Source organism: Kocuria sp. CPCC 205235, from assembly GCF_040980905.1.
Classification (GTDB): Bacteria; Actinomycetota; Actinomycetes; order Actinomycetales; family Micrococcaceae; genus Kocuria; species Kocuria carniphila.
Genome location: NZ_JAVKPR010000005.1, coordinates 16735 through 33438 on the forward strand (window position 1 = coordinate 16735; position 16704 = coordinate 33438).

Genomic DNA, 16704 nt, shown 5'->3' on the forward strand with positions numbered 1-16704 from the left:
GCGGCGAACAATCAGGGAGGTCAGAGGGCGCGCAGGTGCCGCACCGCGCCCTCCCCATCCGCATCTTCGGCGGGATCGCCTGCATCGCTGGGCTCGGTGCTCCGCGCCGTGGAGAGGGCGGCGGCGAACGCGGTGGTGCCGGCGGCGATCGTCAGGAACATCTCGATCTGCTCATCGGTGAGCTCCGTGGCGAGCTGGGCGGCGTCGTAGTGCGTCCACCAATCGGTGAGTTCGCCCCAGATCACCAGGAACGACCGCGTGGTCCACGCCACCGGCCCCGCCACCGGAGACGGTCCGGTCTTGCGGCGCTGCGGCTTGGCCTTGGCTCGGGCGATCGCTGCTTTCGCCAGCTCGTCCAGCCGCGCATCCCGCGACACCCTTGGATCACCGACCAGGCCGCGGACTTCCTCGAAGATCGGATGCACCGGCGCGCCCGCCTCGATCCGTGCGAGCGCGTCCGCGACCTGGGTGCGGGTCTCGGCGGGGAGGTCGTCGCGGGCGGCGGCCTGCTGGACGTATTCGATCTTGTCCAACGTCCGATAGGACGCAGCGCCGGGGATCATCGCCGCCGCCTGTTGCCGGGCCTCGCCCGCAGGCGAGGGCGGTGCCGGAAAATTTCCGCCACCGTCCCCTTCCTCCTCAGGCTGGCGGGCTGTGGAGAACCGAGAGGCTTCCTGCCGGCGTGCGGCGTCCTCGGCGAGGAGGGCTTTGAGTTCGCGGTAGAGGCTGGCGGCTTCCAGCGGGGTGAGGTCCTTGTGCAGCAGGTTGTCGTCCTGCTCCGCGAGCAGGTGCCCGAGCCGGTCCGAGATTCCTTGCCGCACCCACACGTTCACCACCCGCCAGTTCAGCTTCTGGATCGCGGCGAGCCGGCGCCGCCCGCAGACGAGCACCCCCTCCGGCGTGATCGTCGGGGGCTGGAGCAGCCCGTCACGCGCGATGGACGCCGCCAGGGCGTCGATGTCGCCCAGGTCGGTGCGGTGCCGGTTGCCGATGATGATCGAGGACACCGCCCGCTCCAGCTCGATATGCCCGCCGCTCATCGCCCACCGCCATGTTTCGGTGCCGCCAGCGAGACGGTGAGCACGAGGTCGTCGTCGTGCAGCAGCACCGGCAGCGTCTCACCGATCAATAGCCGCAGCAGGATGCCCCGGCCCGCGCTCGTCGCGGACAGGCCCGGGGCGGGGTTTCCGAGCAGGACCCGCAGGAGCGCGGTCCATGAGGTGCCGGGGAGGTCGAGCAGGGCGCGGGAGTGCTGGTCGCGGCGCAGCACTTCGAACGCTGATTGCCTGGACCCCGCCCGAGTGAGCGCCTGGCAGATGTGCTCGACCGCGGCGCGGGCGGTCTGCGGCGGCCACCCCAGCACGGTGATGAACGCGATCGCATCCTCCACCGCACTCAACGCCGACGGCCGCACCCCGGTCGGCTCCGCCGCCTCCGGCCGCACCCCGGTCGGCTCCGCCGCCTCCGGCCGCGACTCCTCGTCGTCGTTGCCGGGGTCGGGGTCGGTGGTGTGGAACGCGGGGTGGTAGTCATCGAGGGGGTTCTCGCGGTCGGAGAGGCGTTCGGCGTCGTGGAAGACCGAGTAGTGCGGGCGGCGGGCCTGATGTGTCGAACAGAGCAGGCCCTGGCCGCGTTCCTCGGCGATGCAGGTGATCCGCACCGCGTGCGTGACCACCGCCCACGGGTCCTCCGCCTCCCGCGCCGAGCGGGTGCGCATCACCTCGAACGCCGCGCTGACGGCCTCCCAGGGATCAAGCCCATGCTTCCTCGCCAGAGCCGCGTACTTGTCCGCCGCGTAACTCATGAGTTTCGCGGCGGTCGGGTCGGTACGCCACGCTCCTGGCCCTTCCTCGTGCAGCCGGCCCAGCAGCGCGCGGAGCCCTTCACCGGTCGTGTAGTCCTCGCCGCCACCCGGGGCGGCGGTCATCGTGTGCGGAATCATCACGGCACCTCCTGACAGACAGGTGCACCGCGCCTCCCACGACACGGCGGGCGGTCAGGGAAAGCCGGTCGGCTCGTGTGCATGATCGGTCACCCCGCCTCATCCCCGTCCCAGGCCGCGCGCCTCGACCGTGGGCTCGTCTCGCCCGAACGCGGACAGCGGCGGCAACCGCTTCGCGGACGCAGTAAGGTGCTTCGCGCCGGTGGCGATACCGGCCCTGGCACGGAGTGCGAGGTCGGCTTGGAAGTCGATCCCGCGCCGCGATAGGGCACCGCCGGCCCGCGCCATCAGATCCGACGGGCGCACCCAGTCGACCCCACGCGCCGGCTTCTCGGTGGCCAGCTCGGCTTGCTGGTCGCGGACGACATCGGCAGCCTGGATCGCCTCCGGCGCCATCACCGCCGACACCTCGGGCCGCTCCGGTGTCGGGGACGGATCGGGCGGCCGGTTCTGCTGGGGGTCGTGCGGATGCGGTTCGGCGTTCATGATGATTCCTCCTCAGACTGATCGGATGGGATGCCGACCCCTCTCGGGTCGGACGACTCACGCGATCCCCGCGGGTCGGGGTCGGGTGGGCGTGGTAGCCACCGGCCCACGGTCGAGGGATGCACGCCCATGGCGCGGGCGATCTGCTTGTTCGACCACCCCTCACCCCGCAACCGGGCCGCCGGCTCCCGCCGCCTCACACCGACCTCGGGCGCATCGGCCTCAGTAGGCTCGGACGCGACCGGCTCGTGCACGACTGGGGCGGTGATCTCCTCGGTCTCCGCCGGCTCCGCCAGCGCCAGCGTTTCCGAAGCCGGCCGGTCGGGAGCCTCAGCCTCGGAGCTGGCCGCCGGGAACAGCACGGGAACCGGCGACTCGGCCGGTACATCGGCAACACGGGTGGAGCGGATGAGGACGACCGTGAGATGCGTGGAGGCCAGGAGCACCAAGGGCGGGACGGCGGCGACCGTCGCGGCGAGGACGCCGGGCACGGTCGCGTCGGCGGTGACGAGAGCGTGGGCCGCGTTCGCAGTCACCGACACCAGCGCGCCCGCAATCAGCAACGCCCAGGGATACCAGGCCGTCCGGTGTCCGTCGAGGGCGACGACGGCGACCGTGGCGACCACGATCAGCCCGTCCACCAGCAGCGGCCAGATCCACGCCTGCCCAGCCGCGATGCCCGACCGCACGGCGAGATCGGCCAGCGCGGTGAAGCTCAACCAGAACGCACCCGCCCCGATGAGCACGGTGCCCGAAGCGGCCGTGACCACCGCCCACCTGCGACGCTCCTGAGGGTTCATCGCAGCCCCCTCGCCGGAACACGCCCCTCAGCCACTACATCGAGATCATTGGCGGGATCGGTTCGTGCCGCGTCGGCTCCTCTGGGGCGGGGTGTGTCGCCGTGGATGCGTTTGTAGCCGGACGCGACGGTGCGGGCGATCTCGCGCTGCCCGAAGTCAGGCTGAGTGACGGTGAGCATCGCATCGAGCGCATCCCGGTATGGCACGCCTTCCTCGGCGAGCACGCAGGACGCCCAGAACAACTTGTGGTTGCGATCCGTGCGCTCACCGCCCAGCCACTTCGCGAGCTTCAACGGATCGGCCCGCCCCACCGAGGATCCCCGCTTGGGGAGCCAGCGGGGCGGGCGCGGCGGGTCCAGGAACGTCCGGAGCGCTGCCGCGTCCAACGCCCGGCCCGGCGTCGGACTCAGCGACGCGAGACGGTACAGGGCCGTCTCGCCGTCGATGAGGCGGCGAGACGGCGGCACGATGATGTAACCGCGATCTCCACGGAAGTCGATCCCCGCACGCCCCGCCTGCCACGACGGCTGCTCACTCGTGAGGGCGGCCGGGTAGTAGACGTGCAGGCCGCCGGTGGGCGAGCGCACCAGCGCCTCCCACCCGTGCACTAGCCCCGCCTGACGTGCCCGACGGAACGCCTCGTAGCCGTCGACGCTGTGCACGTCGACATCCACGACCACCACGCCGGAGGCAGCGCCGGTGGGCATTCCGATGTTCGCCGCCGGGAACCGCCGCCACCACGACTCCACCTGACGGAGGTCAGCAGTGGCGTCGTGGAAGCCATGCTCGGTGAACGGGTTCTTCCCGCCCGGCGCGCACGGAAACACCGGCACCCCCGCCTGCGCGAACAATCGCGCCGCAATCGGCAACGGCGCATTCGGGGCGAGCCCGGCGAGAGCGGTCGTGAACGCGGTCCGGGCAGCCATCACAACCCCCGTGCACGCGCGGCTCCGGGGCTCGGCTGGGCTCTGGCTCCAAAACCGTCGCCGCGCTGCGCTCCTTCGAACGCACAGGCCGCGGCGCATCACGGTCAAGGCCCGGCGGGGCGCCGTCGGGCACCTGCACGGTGTCGAGCAGGTCGAGAATCCCCGCGGCGGTCTTCCGCACCCGCTCACCGGTCGCTTTGACGACCTCGACCGGTTCCTTGCCGTCCACGTTCGCGGCCCACCCGGCCACGTACGGGATCGTGTACCCGGTGGTGTCCATTCCGTGGGCGGCGCCGATCATCAGCGCGACGGACTCGGCTTCGACCTCCCCGATCCCGCGATGCTGACGGGCATCCTCCTGGCTGGGGTCGTGCATTACCACATGCGCGAGCTCGTGGGCGAGGGTTTTGACCTGGGCGACGGGGTCCATGTTCTCCCGCACCGCGACCGTCTTCGCCTCGAAAACCGTCAGACCGTTCGCGCCGCGGATCATCCCCTCATGCGGCACCCGCATCAGCTCGAACCCGGCAGCCCGCACCTGCTGTGCCAGACCGTCCCACAGCCTGTCGGGGGCTTCGCCCTTCAACAGCACCGGCGACGGCGCGTCGGGGATCGGATCACCGGCGGTCTGGGAGGCATCCCAGACGTAGGCGGGGCGCACGCCGACCATCCGCGAGCGCACCACCTCGCCCGGCTTTGGCTTCTCACCCCGATTCAGGCGATACCAGGACGCCGGGTCCGACGGGTTCGCCGACGCGAACCGCCCCGTGACCGGAGCAAGGATCTGATACCCCGGCTGGCCCTTCTCGACCTGCCGGCCGAGCTGCTGCCACTGCTTGTACCCGGCGACATAGGTCGGGAACGGCTCGGGCACCCGCCCCTGCTCGAACGCCGCCTGATGCTGCTCCCAGATCAGCAGGACGTTGTTGAAGCTGCGGGACCGGAACCGGGCGGCGAAGCGGAGCGCGTCAGCCCAGTCCTCGCCCGTGACGAGCTGCTCGACCGCACCGGTGAGCTTCTCGTGCAGCTCGTCGAGCTTCTCTTCCCGCTTCTGGCGGGCCTCTTCCCTCGTCGCCATCGTTCGGCCTCCTCCCGGTAGACCAGCCACCAGGGGGTGTGGGCGGTTGGTCTTGCACCTGCGAGGTGAGCCAGGTGTATCCGGAGAGTGTCGAGACGGTCAGCGAACGAATGGAGCGGTAAGTTGGCCGGCAGGAACTCGGAGGCACCTGACGTAGAACAACGGGATATCAACGAAACCGCCGCCGTGGGCGCGCCGGCCCGGGATGGAGTCGTTTAGGTGGGCACCGATGTCTCATTCGTGTGCATGCTGCTGCCCGCGGATCGCATCGCCCGGTACCGGCTCGGCGTGATCCCGACGCACTCGCGGAAGGCCGCCGACGCGCGGTTGCGGGACCGCCAGCCGACCCGCCGGCCGGCCTGCTCGATCGTCAGGTCTGTCTCGCGCAGCAGGCGGGCCAGCTCCTCGACCCGGAGCATCGTGAGATAGGTCAACGGCGTCTTTCCGTAGGCGTCCACGAACACCCGTGCGAGCTGCTTCGGGGACAGATGCACCATCCCAGCCAACTCCGGCAACTCCCAGTACCGAGCAATGTCACCGCGCAGAACATCGCGCACCTGCCGCGCTTCGGAGCGTAGCGGCGCGAACCGGCGATCACGGGGCAGAGTCGGTCTGACCCGTGCCCGCTGGTTCGGCGAGGTCCGATATGGCGAGATACGGATGAACGGCGCGATTTGGTCGATGACCGCATGCCACAGCGCCTGCATCCGATGGAACCTCTCCCGGTAGACACCATCGACGCTGAGCGCGACGAGCTCGTCCAGCCAGGGCATCAACAATCCCGCCCGGTCCTCCCCGATACGGAGCACCTGGGCAGGTTCGGTGTAGATCGTGTCGGCGAACCCTTGCGCGTCGAGGCGGTCACGAAGCACTCCCACGTATTGCCAGAACAACTGATCCAGCAGAAAGTCGGTGTCGGCATAGATCGCCGTGACCGTGACGTGACCTTCTGGTTCGCTGCTGCACAGCACATTCGCACCGAGGAGGATGACGTCGCCGACCTTGACGGGCCGCTCTCCGAACTCGCTGAACAGGATCGCTGACCCGGAGCGGACGACGATGAGCTTCACGCAGTCGTAGGCGACGGGGCCAATCGGCTGATGGATGGTGTGTGTCCGAGCGATCAAGGGGTCGTAGGATGCCATGTCGGTCTCAGCGCTCTCGTGAACCCGGGACGGAGACATGGCCGACCGTTTATCGGCGACTCTTGCGCGACCTCGTGGTCGCGGTGATCACCCATCTCATCGCGTCGCAGCAGCGACTCACCGAGACGCTGATTTCGCTCGAATCTCGGGCCGACCGTAGGGCGCTGGCGATGATACTCATATGTGTCCTCCTCAGGACTTGACGAGTCTGGCGATGGCGTCGGAAGCTTCTTTGAGCTTCGCGTCAGCCTCAGCACCGTCGTCCTGAATCGCTCCGGCGACGCAGTGTTGGAGGTGGTCATCGAGCAGGCCGAGAGCGACGTTTTCCAGAGCAGAGGTGATCGCGCTGATCTGGGTGAGGATGTCGATGCAGTAGGCATCCTCGTTGACCATGCGGTGGATACCGCGGGCCTGCCCCTCGATGCGTCGGAGCCTCGCGAGATAGCGTTCCTTCTCGGTGATGTAGCCGTGAGCCACCGGTGCGGTGGCAATGGCTGGGGTGTCCATGGTGAGCGACCTCCTAACGGATACGGTTCGACCGACCGACGCTCATGCGGAGCGATCGAGGACTCTGGTCGTGCTGGCTTGCGGGGTGAGGTCGAGTCGGCGCAGCAGTTGCGCGTTGAGGGCGACGACCACGGTCGAGGCAGACATGAGGATCGCGCCGATGCTCATCGGCAGCACGAACCCGATCGGGGCGAGAATGCCTGCGGCCAACGGGACGGAGAGGAGGTTGTAACCAGCGGCCCACCACAGGTTCTGCTTCATCTTCCGGAACGTCGCTCGGGAGAGCTCGATGACCGACAGCACCGACCGCGGGTCCGAGGATGCCAGAATGACGCCAGCCGATCCGATCGCCACGTCTGTGCCTGCGCCGATGGCGATACCGACATCTGCTTGGGCGAGCGCGGGAGCGTCGTTGACGCCGTCACCGACCATGGCGACCTTACGGCCCTCGTCCTGGAGCTCGGCGACCTTGGCGGCTTTGTCTTCCGGTCGGACTCCAGCGAAGACGCGGTCGATGCCGAGATCCTGCGCGACCGTGTCAGCGACGGCCTGCGCGTCGCCGGTGATCATCACGACCTGTACCCCGGCGGCGTGCAGTGCGTCGACGGCCTCGCGGGATTCGGGTCTGATTTCGTCGGCCAGTCGCAGGGCGCCGATGACGTCCCCGTCGGCGAGGACGTGCAGGATGATCGCACCCTCTTCTCGCCAGGTGTCAGCGATGGGGAGCTCGTCCTGCTGGTGCTGGTCGAGCAGATAAGGACCGCCGACCTCGATGACCGTTCCATCGACGGTGGCCTTGACACCGACTGCCGGGGAGGAGGCGAAGTCGGAGGCTGCGGCCACTGCGAGTCCTCGGGTGCGGGCCGCTCCGACGATGGCGCGAGCGAGCGGGTGCTCGCTGTCTGACTCCGCGGCGGCGGCCAGGGCCAGCACTTCATCTTCGGTTCGGCTGCCGGCGGAATCGATGGCCGTGACCGTCGGCTCGCCCTTGGTCAGGGTACCGGTCTTGTCGAACAACACCGCGTCGACGGTGCGCATGGACTCCAGCGCGAGACGATCCTTGATGAGCACTCCGCCGCGGGCGGCTCGTTCGGTCGCGATGGACACCACCAATGGGATCGCCAGACCAAGCGCGTGAGGGCAGGCGATGACCAGCACCGTGATCGTACGGACCACGGCAGTATCCGGCAGCCCGACGAGGGACCAGATGGCAGCGGTGATCAGTGCTGCTCCCAGGGCGAACCAGAACAGCCACGCGGCCGCGGTGTCGGCGATCCGCTGGGCGCGCGACGAGGATGCTTGGGCATCGGCGACGAGCTTCTGAATGCCCGCGAGAGCGGTGTCGTCTCCGGTCGCGGTGACCTCGACGCGCAGCCCCGAATCGGTGGCCACGGTGCCGGCAACCACCTGGTCGCCGGCCTCCCGACGCACCGTCTTAGACTCGCCGGTGACCATCGACTCGTCCATCGATGCCGACCCGTCGACGATCCGCCCATCGGCGGGTACCGACGAGCCAGGACGGACGATCACCACGTCACCGACGGTCAGATCGGTGGGAGCGATCTTGACCACCTCGTCGCCGTCAATCTTCTCGGCCTCGTCAGGGAGCAACGCCGCCAGCGAGTCCAGCGCGGAGGTGGTCTGGGCGAGCGAGCGCATCTCGATCCAGTGGCCGAGCAGCATGATGACCACCAGCAGCGCCAGCTCCCACCAGAAGTTCAGCTCGTGGTGAAGGATGTGCAGGCTCGCGCCCCAGGACGCGAGGAACGCGACCGTGATCGCCAGCGCGATGAGCAGCATCATCCCGGGCTTGCGGGAGCGGATCTCGCTCAGCCCTCCGGTGAGGAAGGGCCAGCCTCCCCAGAAGTAGATGACCGTGCCCAGCACAGGCGACACCCACCAGACCCACGCGGCTTCGGGCAGATGGTAGCCGACGAGATGGGCGAACATATCGTTGAAACCCACGACCGGCACGGCGAGCGCGAGCATGATCCAGAACAAACGGCGAAACTGACCGACGTGATCGCCATGACCGGCATGGCCATGACCGTTCCCGGCGTGTCCGGCATGGCCCGCGTGGGCATCATGATCGACGTGGGGGCCAGGAGCCTCGCCGTGACCCTGGTGATGATCGTGGTGGCCGGCGTGCGGCTCATGCTCGTGGTGATGCGCGTGCTCGGCGTGCGCGTCCGATCGCGTCGAGGGATCGTTGCTCATGGTCTCATCTCCTTCGTTCAGCGCCTCTGGCCATGGGCTGAGGCCGGGCGACGGCTCCGCGCTCCCGTGCGAGCCGAGTCGACGGGAGCGCGGAACCAGATGCCGTTAGGCGGCGTTCGCGTAGCGGTCGGGATCGGCGTCGAACAGGGGGCCGCAGGCGGCGCAGCAGAACCAGTACCGCTGGCCCTGGTAGTCGCGATAGAGGCCGGCTTCCTCCGCCTGCGCCTTGACGACCGGGGTGCTGGCCATCACCTTGCATTCGGTCATCTCCTCGGCCGGGGTGTGCGCGATGGCCTCCGCACTGGGTGTGTGGCCGCAGCAGCTCCCGCCGCTGGCGGAGGCCTCGGTCAGGTTCAGGTTCTCATGTGCAGTCATCGTGTTTCCTTTCGTGTTGTGTCGATGACGGATGGGGTCAGGCGTTCACCGGCTCGCGGGCCGGTGCCGGTCCGGCGGGTGCCGGAGCGCTGGTATCGTCCGCGCGGGCCTTGAAGGTCCGCAGCCGCAGACTGTTGGAGACGACGAACACGGACGACAGGGCCATGGCCGCGCCGGCGAGCATCGGGTTGAGGAGCCCGAAGGCGGCGAGTGGGATCGCGGCGGTGTTGTAGGCGAAGGCCCAGAACAGGTTCGTTTTGATCGTCCGCAAAGTGCGCCGCGCGAGCCGGATCGCGTCCGCGGCGGCGCGCAGGTCGCCGCGCACGAGGGTGATATCGGCGGCCTCGATCGCCACATCGGTGCCGGTGCCCATGGCCAGGCCGAGGTCGGCCTGCGCGAGAGCGGGGGCGTCGTTGACGCCGTCGCCGACCATCGCCACGACCTTGCCCTCGCCCTGGAGCCGGGCGACGACGTCGACCTTGTCCTTGGGCAGCACCTCGGCGATCACCTGTTCGATGCCGACCTCGGCGGCGACCTGCTCGGCCACGGCTCGGTTGTCACCGGTCAGCAGCACCGGGGTCAGCCCCAGCTCCTTGAACTGGGCGATCGCCTGCGCACTGGTGGGTTTGATCTGATCGGAGACGACCATCACACCGCGCGCGGCGCCGTCCCAGCCGACGGCGATCGCGGTCTTGCCCTCGGACTCCGCCGCCTGCTTCGCGGCCCGGAGATCCTCATCGAGGTGGATCGACCAGTCCGCCAGCAGCGACTCGCGACCGGCGACGACCGCGTGCCCGTCGATGACGCCCTGCACGCCCTTGCCCTCGATGTTCTCGAACGACTCGGGGGCAGGCAGATCGCCCACCTCGGACGTGGCTCCGGCGGCGATCGCCTGCGCGATGGGATGCTCGGAGTAGTCCTCCAGTCCGCCGGCGACGCGCAGCAGCTCGGCCCGATCCACGCCGTCCGCGGTGATCACGTCGGTCAGCGTCATCTTGCCGGTGGTGACGGTGCCGGTCTTGTCCAGCACGATCGTGTCGACCCTGCGAGTCGATTCCAGAGTCTCGGGGCCCTTGATGAGCACGCCCATCTGCGCGCCGCGCCCGGTGCCCACCAGCAGCGCCGTCGGCGTCGCGAGGCCGAGCGCGCAGGGGCAGGCGATGATCAGCACCGCGACCGCAGCCGTGAACCCCGCCGAAAGCGGAAAGCCCGCCCCGATCCAGGCACCGAGGGCCGCGACGGCGACCGCGATGGCGATGGGCACGAAGACGCCGGAGACGCGGTCGGCGAGGCGCTGGATCTCGGCCTTGCCCGACTGCGCGTCCTCGACCATCTTCGCCATCTGGGCCAGCTGGGTGTCCGAGCCGACGCGGGTGGCCTTGACCACCAGGCGGCCGCCGGCGTTCACGGTCGCGCCGGTGACGGCATCGCCCTCGGAGACCTCGACGGGCACGGATTCGCCGGTGAGCATGGAAGCGTCGATCGCGGAGTTGCCGGAAGTGATGGTGCCATCGGTAGCGATCTTCTCGCCGGGCCGGACGACGAACTCATCACCCACGGTCAGCTCGTCGATGGAGACTCGCTCTTCCTGCCCGTTCCGGAGCACGGAGACTTCCTTCGCGCCAAGCTCCAGCAGTGCGCGGAGGGCTGCGCCGGCGCGGCGTTTGGAGCGCTTCTCGAAGTAGCGGCCGAGCAAGATGAAGGTGATCACGCCGGCGGCGACTTCGAGATAGATGTGCCCGAGGCCGTCGGAGCGCGAGATGGTGAATTCGAAGGGGTGGACCACGCCGCGGTCGCCCGCGGTGCCGAAGAACAGCGCGATGATCGACCAGATCATTGCCGCGGTGGTGCCGACCGAGATGAGGGTGTCCATCGTCGCCGCGCCGTGTTTGAGGTTCATCCAGGCGGCCTTGTGGAACGGCCACCCTGCCCACACCACGACGGGGGCGGCGAGGGCGAGGGAGGCAAAGCCCCAGTAGTCGAACTGCAAGGCGGGGATCATCGCCATCGCGATGACCGGCACCGCGAGCACCGCCGACCCGATGAGTCGCTGTCGCAGCGTGCGCAGCTCGGCGTCCTCGGCGGATTCGCCCTCTTCGTCCGAGCTTTCGCCGGATCCCTTCGCGGGCTTCGGGAGGACGGCGGTGTAGCCGGTCTTCTCGACCTCGGCGATCAGTGCAGCCGCGTCGAGGTCGGTGCCGGTGACGCTGGCCTTCTCGGTCGCGTAGTTGACGCTCGCGGTCACGCCGTCGAGCTTGTTGAGCTTCTTCTCGATCCGGTTCGCGCACGAGGCGCAGGTCATGCCGCCGATCTGCAACTCGATCCCGGCGACACCCGTACTGGTGTTCTCAGTGGCCATGGTCTGCTCCTTCCTCATGCTCATCCCCGGTGCCCGGTTCGGTATCGGAGGGCTGGTCGGAGGGGGCGGTGTGGTTGTTACCCGCGCCGGTATCGGTTGTGGTGTCGAGCACCAACGGTGCGGTGTGCACCTGTCCGTCGACCTGGAAGTCCAGATACAGCAGGTATCGGCCGTCGGTCGGTGCGGTCGCCTCGAAGACGATCTGCGGCCCGGAGGTCTCGCCGGCCTGCGGCGCGTCTCCGTGCGGGTGGACGTGCAGGTAGGCGAGGTCGCCGTCGCGCAGCGCGACCAGGTGCCCGAACGCGCCCAGGTAGGGCTCCAGCCCGGTGACCGGCTCGCCATCACGGGTGACGGTCATGGTCAGCTCCGATGTGGAGCCCGCGACGAGGTCACCTTCGACACTGACGTCGAAGCCGTCCACGCTGGTTGTCGTAGCCGGTTCGGCCGGTACAGGATCGAAGTCGCCGGCCACCTGTACCGAGGTCGAGAGCGTGATGCCCTCCCCGATCTCGGCGGGGACGAAGTCCGCGAAGACCCGGTAGGAGCCCGCAGCCTCCCACTGCCAGGGGACCGTCCAGGTGCCGTCATCGTTCATCTGCGGGTGGACGTGGCGGAAGTGCTGCCCGTCTGCGCGGACGACGATCAGGTGCGACTCCTTCTCGTGCTCCAGGTCGAAGTCCGTGACCGGGTTCCTGTCGGGGCCGGTGACGGTAAGCGCCAGCTCGCCCTCCGTGCCAGTGGCAGTCGGTGCGGTCACCGCGGTGAGCTGGTAGCCGTCCTGCGCGAGGCCCAGGCCCAGCGACGATGTGCCGGCGTTATGTCCTTCATGCTCGTCGCCGTTCATGGCGTCTCCTTCCTCATGGTGCGTGTTGTTTGCGGTGTCTTCTGCCCAGCTCTGCACGGTTTCCTCGGGGATGACCGCGTTCGCCGTGAATCCAGCTACGGCGAACACGACTACGAGGACCAGCCCGTACAGGCCCAGCCGTGCAGGCGCCTTCATCTCAGCTCCTCGCGGCCGCGTAGCCGGCCTCATCGACCGCGGCGATCACCGCGGCGTCGTCCACCGGCTGCTCGGCGGTGACGGTCAGGCGTCCCGTCTGGGCGCTGACGTCGATGTCGGTCACACCGGGAATCTCGGAGACCTCGGCGCGGATCGCGGTTTCGCAGTGACCGCAGCTCATTCCGGTCACCTGGTACTCGGTCGTCGTGGTCATGATCCAAACTCCTTCACTTGTGTATGACTTCTTCAACGTTATACCCCATGGGGGTATTCCTACTTAGTGTGAACTTCTTCTTCGGTGGGCTGCTGCGCTTCGCCGGTGGGGCGGATATGGCGCAGGCGGGTCGCGGCGATGATCGCTGCCACTCCGGCGATGACGGCCGAGACAATCGCGGCCATGTTCATTCCGCCCGCGAAGGCTGCCTGTGCGGCGCTCACGAGCTGCTCACCCAGCGCGCCGGGCAGTTCTGGTGCCGTCGCGAGTGCGCCGTCGATGCTGTCCGAGGCGGCTGCCGTCGCCTCCGGGGAGAGCCCTTCGGGCAGGTTTCCGTCGATGTGGTTGCGGTAGGTGGCGATGCCGACGCTGCCGATCACTGCGATTCCGAGCGAGATGCCCAGGTCGTTCGCGGTGGTCGCGAGCCCCGAGGCGCCGCCGGTCTTCTCCGGTGGCACCGAGCTCACTACGAGGTCGGTGGTCAGTGCCATCGAGGGCGCGACGCCGGGGTAGGTGATGACGAAACTCGCGATCACCAGCGCGAGGCCCGTTCCGGCGTCGAGTTGGGTGAACAGGATGTAGCCGACGACCTGTGTGAGCAGGCCGATCGCGATCACGTTCCCTGGACGGAACTTTCTTGCGAGCACCGGAGAGAGCGTGGAAACGACGATCAGTACCGCTGCGGCGGGCAGGATCGCCAGCCCGGCCTGGAGTGGCGAGAGGCCCTGCACGTGCTGGAGGTACTGGGTGAACAGCGAGTACACCCCGCCCAGTGCTGCCGCCGAGAGCAGGAACACGGCGAGTGCTCCGCTGACGGTGCGGTTGGCGAAAAGGCGCACATCCAGCAGGGGCTGCTTGGCGCGCAACTGCCGGATCACGAACCACAGTCCGATTAGCGCGCCCACGACGAGCAGGCCGATCGAGGGCAATGCGGGCTCCTGGGCGGCGAAGCGCTTGATGCCGTAGATGATCGCGAGCAGGCCACCGACCAGCAGCAGGGCGCTGAACAAGTCGATCTTCGCCGACGGGTCGCGGTGTTCGGGCACGAGCAGCGGGGCGCCGATCGCGACGATCGCCATGATTGGCACCGCCACCAGGAAGGTCGCCTGCCAGCCGAAGCTCTCCAGGAGCAGGCCGCTGAGCAGTGGGCCGAGGGCCACGCCCGCGGAGATGCCGCCGGCCCAGACGCCGATCGCGACTCCACGCTGCTTCGCGTCGGCGAAGAGCACGAAGATCAGGCCGATCGTTGCCGGCACCATCATCGCCGCGGCCAGTCCGAGGACGGCACGCCAGACGATCATCAGCTCAGGGATCGTGGTCAAGGAAGCCGCGATGGAGACCGCGGCGAACAAGATCGCGCCGATCACCATCAGCAGCCGCTTGCCCACCCGGTCGCCGAGCACACCCATCGCGACCAAGAAGCCGGCCATCACGAAGCCGTAAATGTCGAGGATCCACAGCAGCTGGGTGCTCGTCGGGTTCAGGTCCGCGGCGAGGTTCGGAGCGGCCAAGAACAGGATGGTCAGCATCATGAACAGCAGGGTCGAGGGGATCACCAAGATCGCTAGACCCCACCACTGCTTCGCCCCTGCCTTGGGGACCGGAGTGCTCGTGTCGCTCATGTCGCACCCCCTGTGATCGTGTGTGTCGCGCTCATGGCCGTCTCGCTCCTCTCCTCTGTCCCGCCGCCGAGTCGGGCGGCGACACCGTAACTCGGTCATCGGTGTACAGGTTGTAACAGCTACACTATCTCATACATTCCCGTACGAGTTGAGAGGTGGAGTATGCCGACGAAGAAGGCCCAGGCGGCCGGCGGTCCTCGGCGCGGCCCGGCGACAGCGAACCGGGCGGCCAACCAGCGCGCCGATGCCCAGCGCAACCGGGCGAAGATCCTGGCCGCGACGGTGACGGCGATCCGCAAGAACCCCGACGCCTCAGTCGCCGATATCGCCGCCGAGGCCGGCGTGGGACGCGTCACCCTGTACGGTCACTTCCAAACTCGCGCCGAGCTCATCGAGGCCGCACTGGTGGACAGCCTCGAACGCGGCGAGGAGGTGCTGCGTGAGGTGCCCCTGGACGGGGATGCACGCGAGGCCTTCGGACGGCTCGTCGCCTCCAGCTGGGTCCTGGTCGATCAGTCCCGCGCACTGCTCGCCGCCGCGCAGAAAGAGCTCCCCGCGGCACGCATCCGCGAGATGCACGAGAAAGCTGAGGCCCGCATGCGCGGCCTGCTGCTGCGCGGCCAGCGCGAAGGCGCCTTCCGCGCCGACCTGCCCGTGTCCTGGCTGCTGACCACCACGCACGTGGTGATGAATGGCGCGGCCGAGGAAGTGCGCACCGGCCGGATCGACCCTGACGACGCGCCGTGGTTCATCGACGCGATCCTGCTGCCGGCCTTCACAGCGATAGCCCCCGAGGGGAGAGCACGATGAAGGTCGGGATTATCGGCGCGGGCGCGGCCGGAACCTCCGCCGCGAAGACCTTGCAGGCCTCGGAGGTTGACATCGACATCGAGCTCTTCACCCGCAGTGGCGAACAGCCCCACAACCGGACGCTAGTGAACAAGGGCGTGGCCATCGGCCTCCTCGAACCCGCTCAGACCACTCTGCCGCCCACGGGTGCGGAGGTGATCGCCGATACGGTGCGCGGCATCGACCCTCGGAGCCGGGATGTACACCTCGACTCCGGGAAGTCGCGCACCTACGACGCGCTCATCATTACCAGCGGCAGCCGGCCGCGCACCCTCGACGAGACGATCCTCGGACGAGACCAGGCTCTCAACGCGGGACGGCTCACCACACTGCACTCGATCGCGGATGCCGTCCGGGTCCGCGACGTGCTCGCGACCGCCCGCACGGCTCGTGTGCTGATTCTCGGTGGAGGGCTCGTCGCATCAGAGACCGCCTCGCTCCTCACTGACGCCGGACACGATGTCGCCCTCATTGCCCGGGCTCTCCTTCCTGGTGCCGGCGGGATCGGCGAACATGCGGCCCGACGACTCCTCGACCTGCATCTGCCTCAGCATGCCGCCTACCTCGGACGCACGCCGACAGCGATCCGTAGCCACGCCGACCGCATCACCGTCGTGCTCGATGACGGCCCGCGAGTCGAAGGAGACCTGGCGATCGTCGCCCACGGCACCCTACCCGCCGCCCCCGCCCCCTGGACCGGCCCCAACGGCATCCCCGTCGATGACCACCTACGCTCGCTACACACGCCTCGCCAGCGCATCTACGCCGCCGGCGGCGTCGCCGTGCACCACTATCCCCGCCACGGCTCGTACCGAGTCGATCACTGGGATGACTCGGTCGCCCAGGGCATCCACGCCGCCAGAGCCCTCTTGCACGACGTCGGCCTGGCCGACGACCCCGGCATTTACCTACCGTCCTCGGCGTTCTCTGCACGCATCCACGGGCATACCCTCACCGGCGTCGGTCACCCGGCACTGGGCACGAGCACACGAATCGTCTCCACCGACCCACTGCTCACGGCCCACTACCTCGGGGATATCCCCGTCGCACTCACCGGGATCGACGCCGCCGGCCTCGTCCGCGACTGGATACCCCTCCTGCACCAGCGGGCGCCGACCCGCTCCTGATCCACAGGCCGGATCGCCGCACCACCGCGAGCACCACACGGCGGCGGGCAGAACCAT

16 protein-coding genes are annotated in these 16704 nt (G+C 68.6%); 2 read left to right on the forward strand and 14 right to left on the reverse strand.

Annotated features, from left to right (window positions below):
• Window positions 1-20 precede the first annotated feature (20 nt).
• The 14 genes from RF638_RS05160 to RF638_RS05225 form a co-directional block, all read right to left on the reverse strand.
• On the reverse strand, window positions 21-1040 hold the full coding sequence (locus tag RF638_RS05160) for a ParB N-terminal domain-containing protein (RefSeq protein ID WP_259915561.1): 1020 nt from the start codon (window positions 1038-1040) through the stop codon (window positions 21-23).
• A complete protein-coding gene (locus RF638_RS05165; protein WP_259915593.1) occupies window positions 1037-1942 on the reverse strand; it encodes a hypothetical protein in 906 nt (301 codons plus the stop codon). Before RF638_RS05165 ends, RF638_RS05160 begins: the two co-directional genes overlap by 4 nt.
• Before the next feature lie 99 nt (window positions 1943-2041).
• A complete protein-coding gene (locus tag RF638_RS05170) occupies window positions 2042-2428 on the reverse strand; it encodes a hypothetical protein (RefSeq protein ID WP_259915558.1) in 387 nt (128 codons plus the stop codon).
• Window positions 2425-3228: a DUF2637 domain-containing protein gene (locus tag RF638_RS05175; RefSeq protein WP_259915556.1), complete on the reverse strand. Its 804-nt coding sequence runs from the start codon at window positions 3226-3228 to the stop codon at window positions 2425-2427. Before RF638_RS05175 ends, RF638_RS05170 begins: the two co-directional genes overlap by 4 nt.
• The gene (locus RF638_RS05180) at window positions 3225-4055 is read right to left on the reverse strand and encodes a bifunctional DNA primase/polymerase (RefSeq protein ID WP_259915592.1); all 831 of its coding nucleotides are present in this window, start codon (window positions 4053-4055) and stop codon (window positions 3225-3227) included. Before RF638_RS05180 ends, RF638_RS05175 begins: the two co-directional genes overlap by 4 nt.
• Window positions 3988-5232 carry an ImmA/IrrE family metallo-endopeptidase gene (locus RF638_RS05185; RefSeq protein ID WP_259915554.1) on the reverse strand — a complete coding sequence of 415 codons (1245 nt, stop codon included), beginning with the start codon at window positions 5230-5232 and terminating at the stop codon, window positions 3988-3990. Before RF638_RS05185 ends, RF638_RS05180 begins: the two co-directional genes overlap by 68 nt.
• Window positions 5233-5447: 215 nt before the next feature.
• Window positions 5448-6377 carry a helix-turn-helix domain-containing protein gene (locus RF638_RS05190; RefSeq protein WP_259915553.1) on the reverse strand — a complete coding sequence of 310 codons (930 nt, stop codon included), beginning with the start codon at window positions 6375-6377 and terminating at the stop codon, window positions 5448-5450.
• 192 nt (window positions 6378-6569) lie between these two features.
• Window positions 6570-6884, reverse strand: a complete 315-nt coding sequence (locus RF638_RS05195; RefSeq protein WP_259915552.1) for a metal-sensitive transcriptional regulator — start codon at window positions 6882-6884, stop codon at window positions 6570-6572.
• A 42-nt stretch (window positions 6885-6926) separates the two neighbouring features.
• Complete coding sequence (locus RF638_RS05200) at window positions 6927-9101, reverse strand: heavy metal translocating P-type ATPase (RefSeq protein ID WP_259915551.1); 2175 nt, start codon at window positions 9099-9101, stop codon at window positions 6927-6929.
• Window positions 9102-9206: 105 nt separating this feature from the next.
• Window positions 9207-9476, reverse strand: a complete 270-nt coding sequence (locus RF638_RS05205; RefSeq protein WP_259915550.1) for a YHS domain-containing protein — start codon at window positions 9474-9476, stop codon at window positions 9207-9209.
• A 37-nt stretch (window positions 9477-9513) separates the two neighbouring features.
• Window positions 9514-11835, reverse strand: coding sequence for a cation-translocating P-type ATPase (locus tag RF638_RS05210; RefSeq protein ID WP_259915549.1), 2322 nt, complete (start codon window positions 11833-11835; stop codon window positions 9514-9516).
• Window positions 11825-12835 (reverse strand): heavy-metal-associated domain-containing protein, encoded by a 1011-nt coding sequence (locus tag RF638_RS05215; protein WP_259915548.1) that lies wholly within the window; start codon window positions 12833-12835, stop codon window positions 11825-11827. Before RF638_RS05215 ends, RF638_RS05210 begins: the two co-directional genes overlap by 11 nt.
• A gap of 1 nt (window position 12836) precedes the next feature.
• Complete coding sequence (locus RF638_RS05220) at window positions 12837-13049, reverse strand: heavy-metal-associated domain-containing protein (protein ID WP_259915547.1); 213 nt, start codon at window positions 13047-13049, stop codon at window positions 12837-12839.
• Window positions 13050-13108: 59 nt separating this feature from the next.
• On the reverse strand, window positions 13109-14671 hold the full coding sequence (locus tag RF638_RS05225; RefSeq protein ID WP_259915545.1) for an MFS transporter: 1563 nt from the start codon (window positions 14669-14671) through the stop codon (window positions 13109-13111).
• Between the two features lie 162 nt (window positions 14672-14833).
• On the opposite strand from RF638_RS05225, the gene RF638_RS05230 reads away from it, so the two are divergent.
• Window positions 14834-15481 (forward strand): TetR/AcrR family transcriptional regulator, encoded by a 648-nt coding sequence (locus RF638_RS05230; RefSeq protein WP_259915543.1) that lies wholly within the window; start codon window positions 14834-14836, stop codon window positions 15479-15481.
• Window positions 15478-16647 (forward strand): NAD(P)/FAD-dependent oxidoreductase, encoded by a 1170-nt coding sequence (locus tag RF638_RS05235; RefSeq protein WP_259915540.1) that lies wholly within the window; start codon window positions 15478-15480, stop codon window positions 16645-16647. Before RF638_RS05230 ends, RF638_RS05235 begins: the two co-directional genes overlap by 4 nt.
• Window positions 16648-16704: the final 57 nt, after the last annotated feature.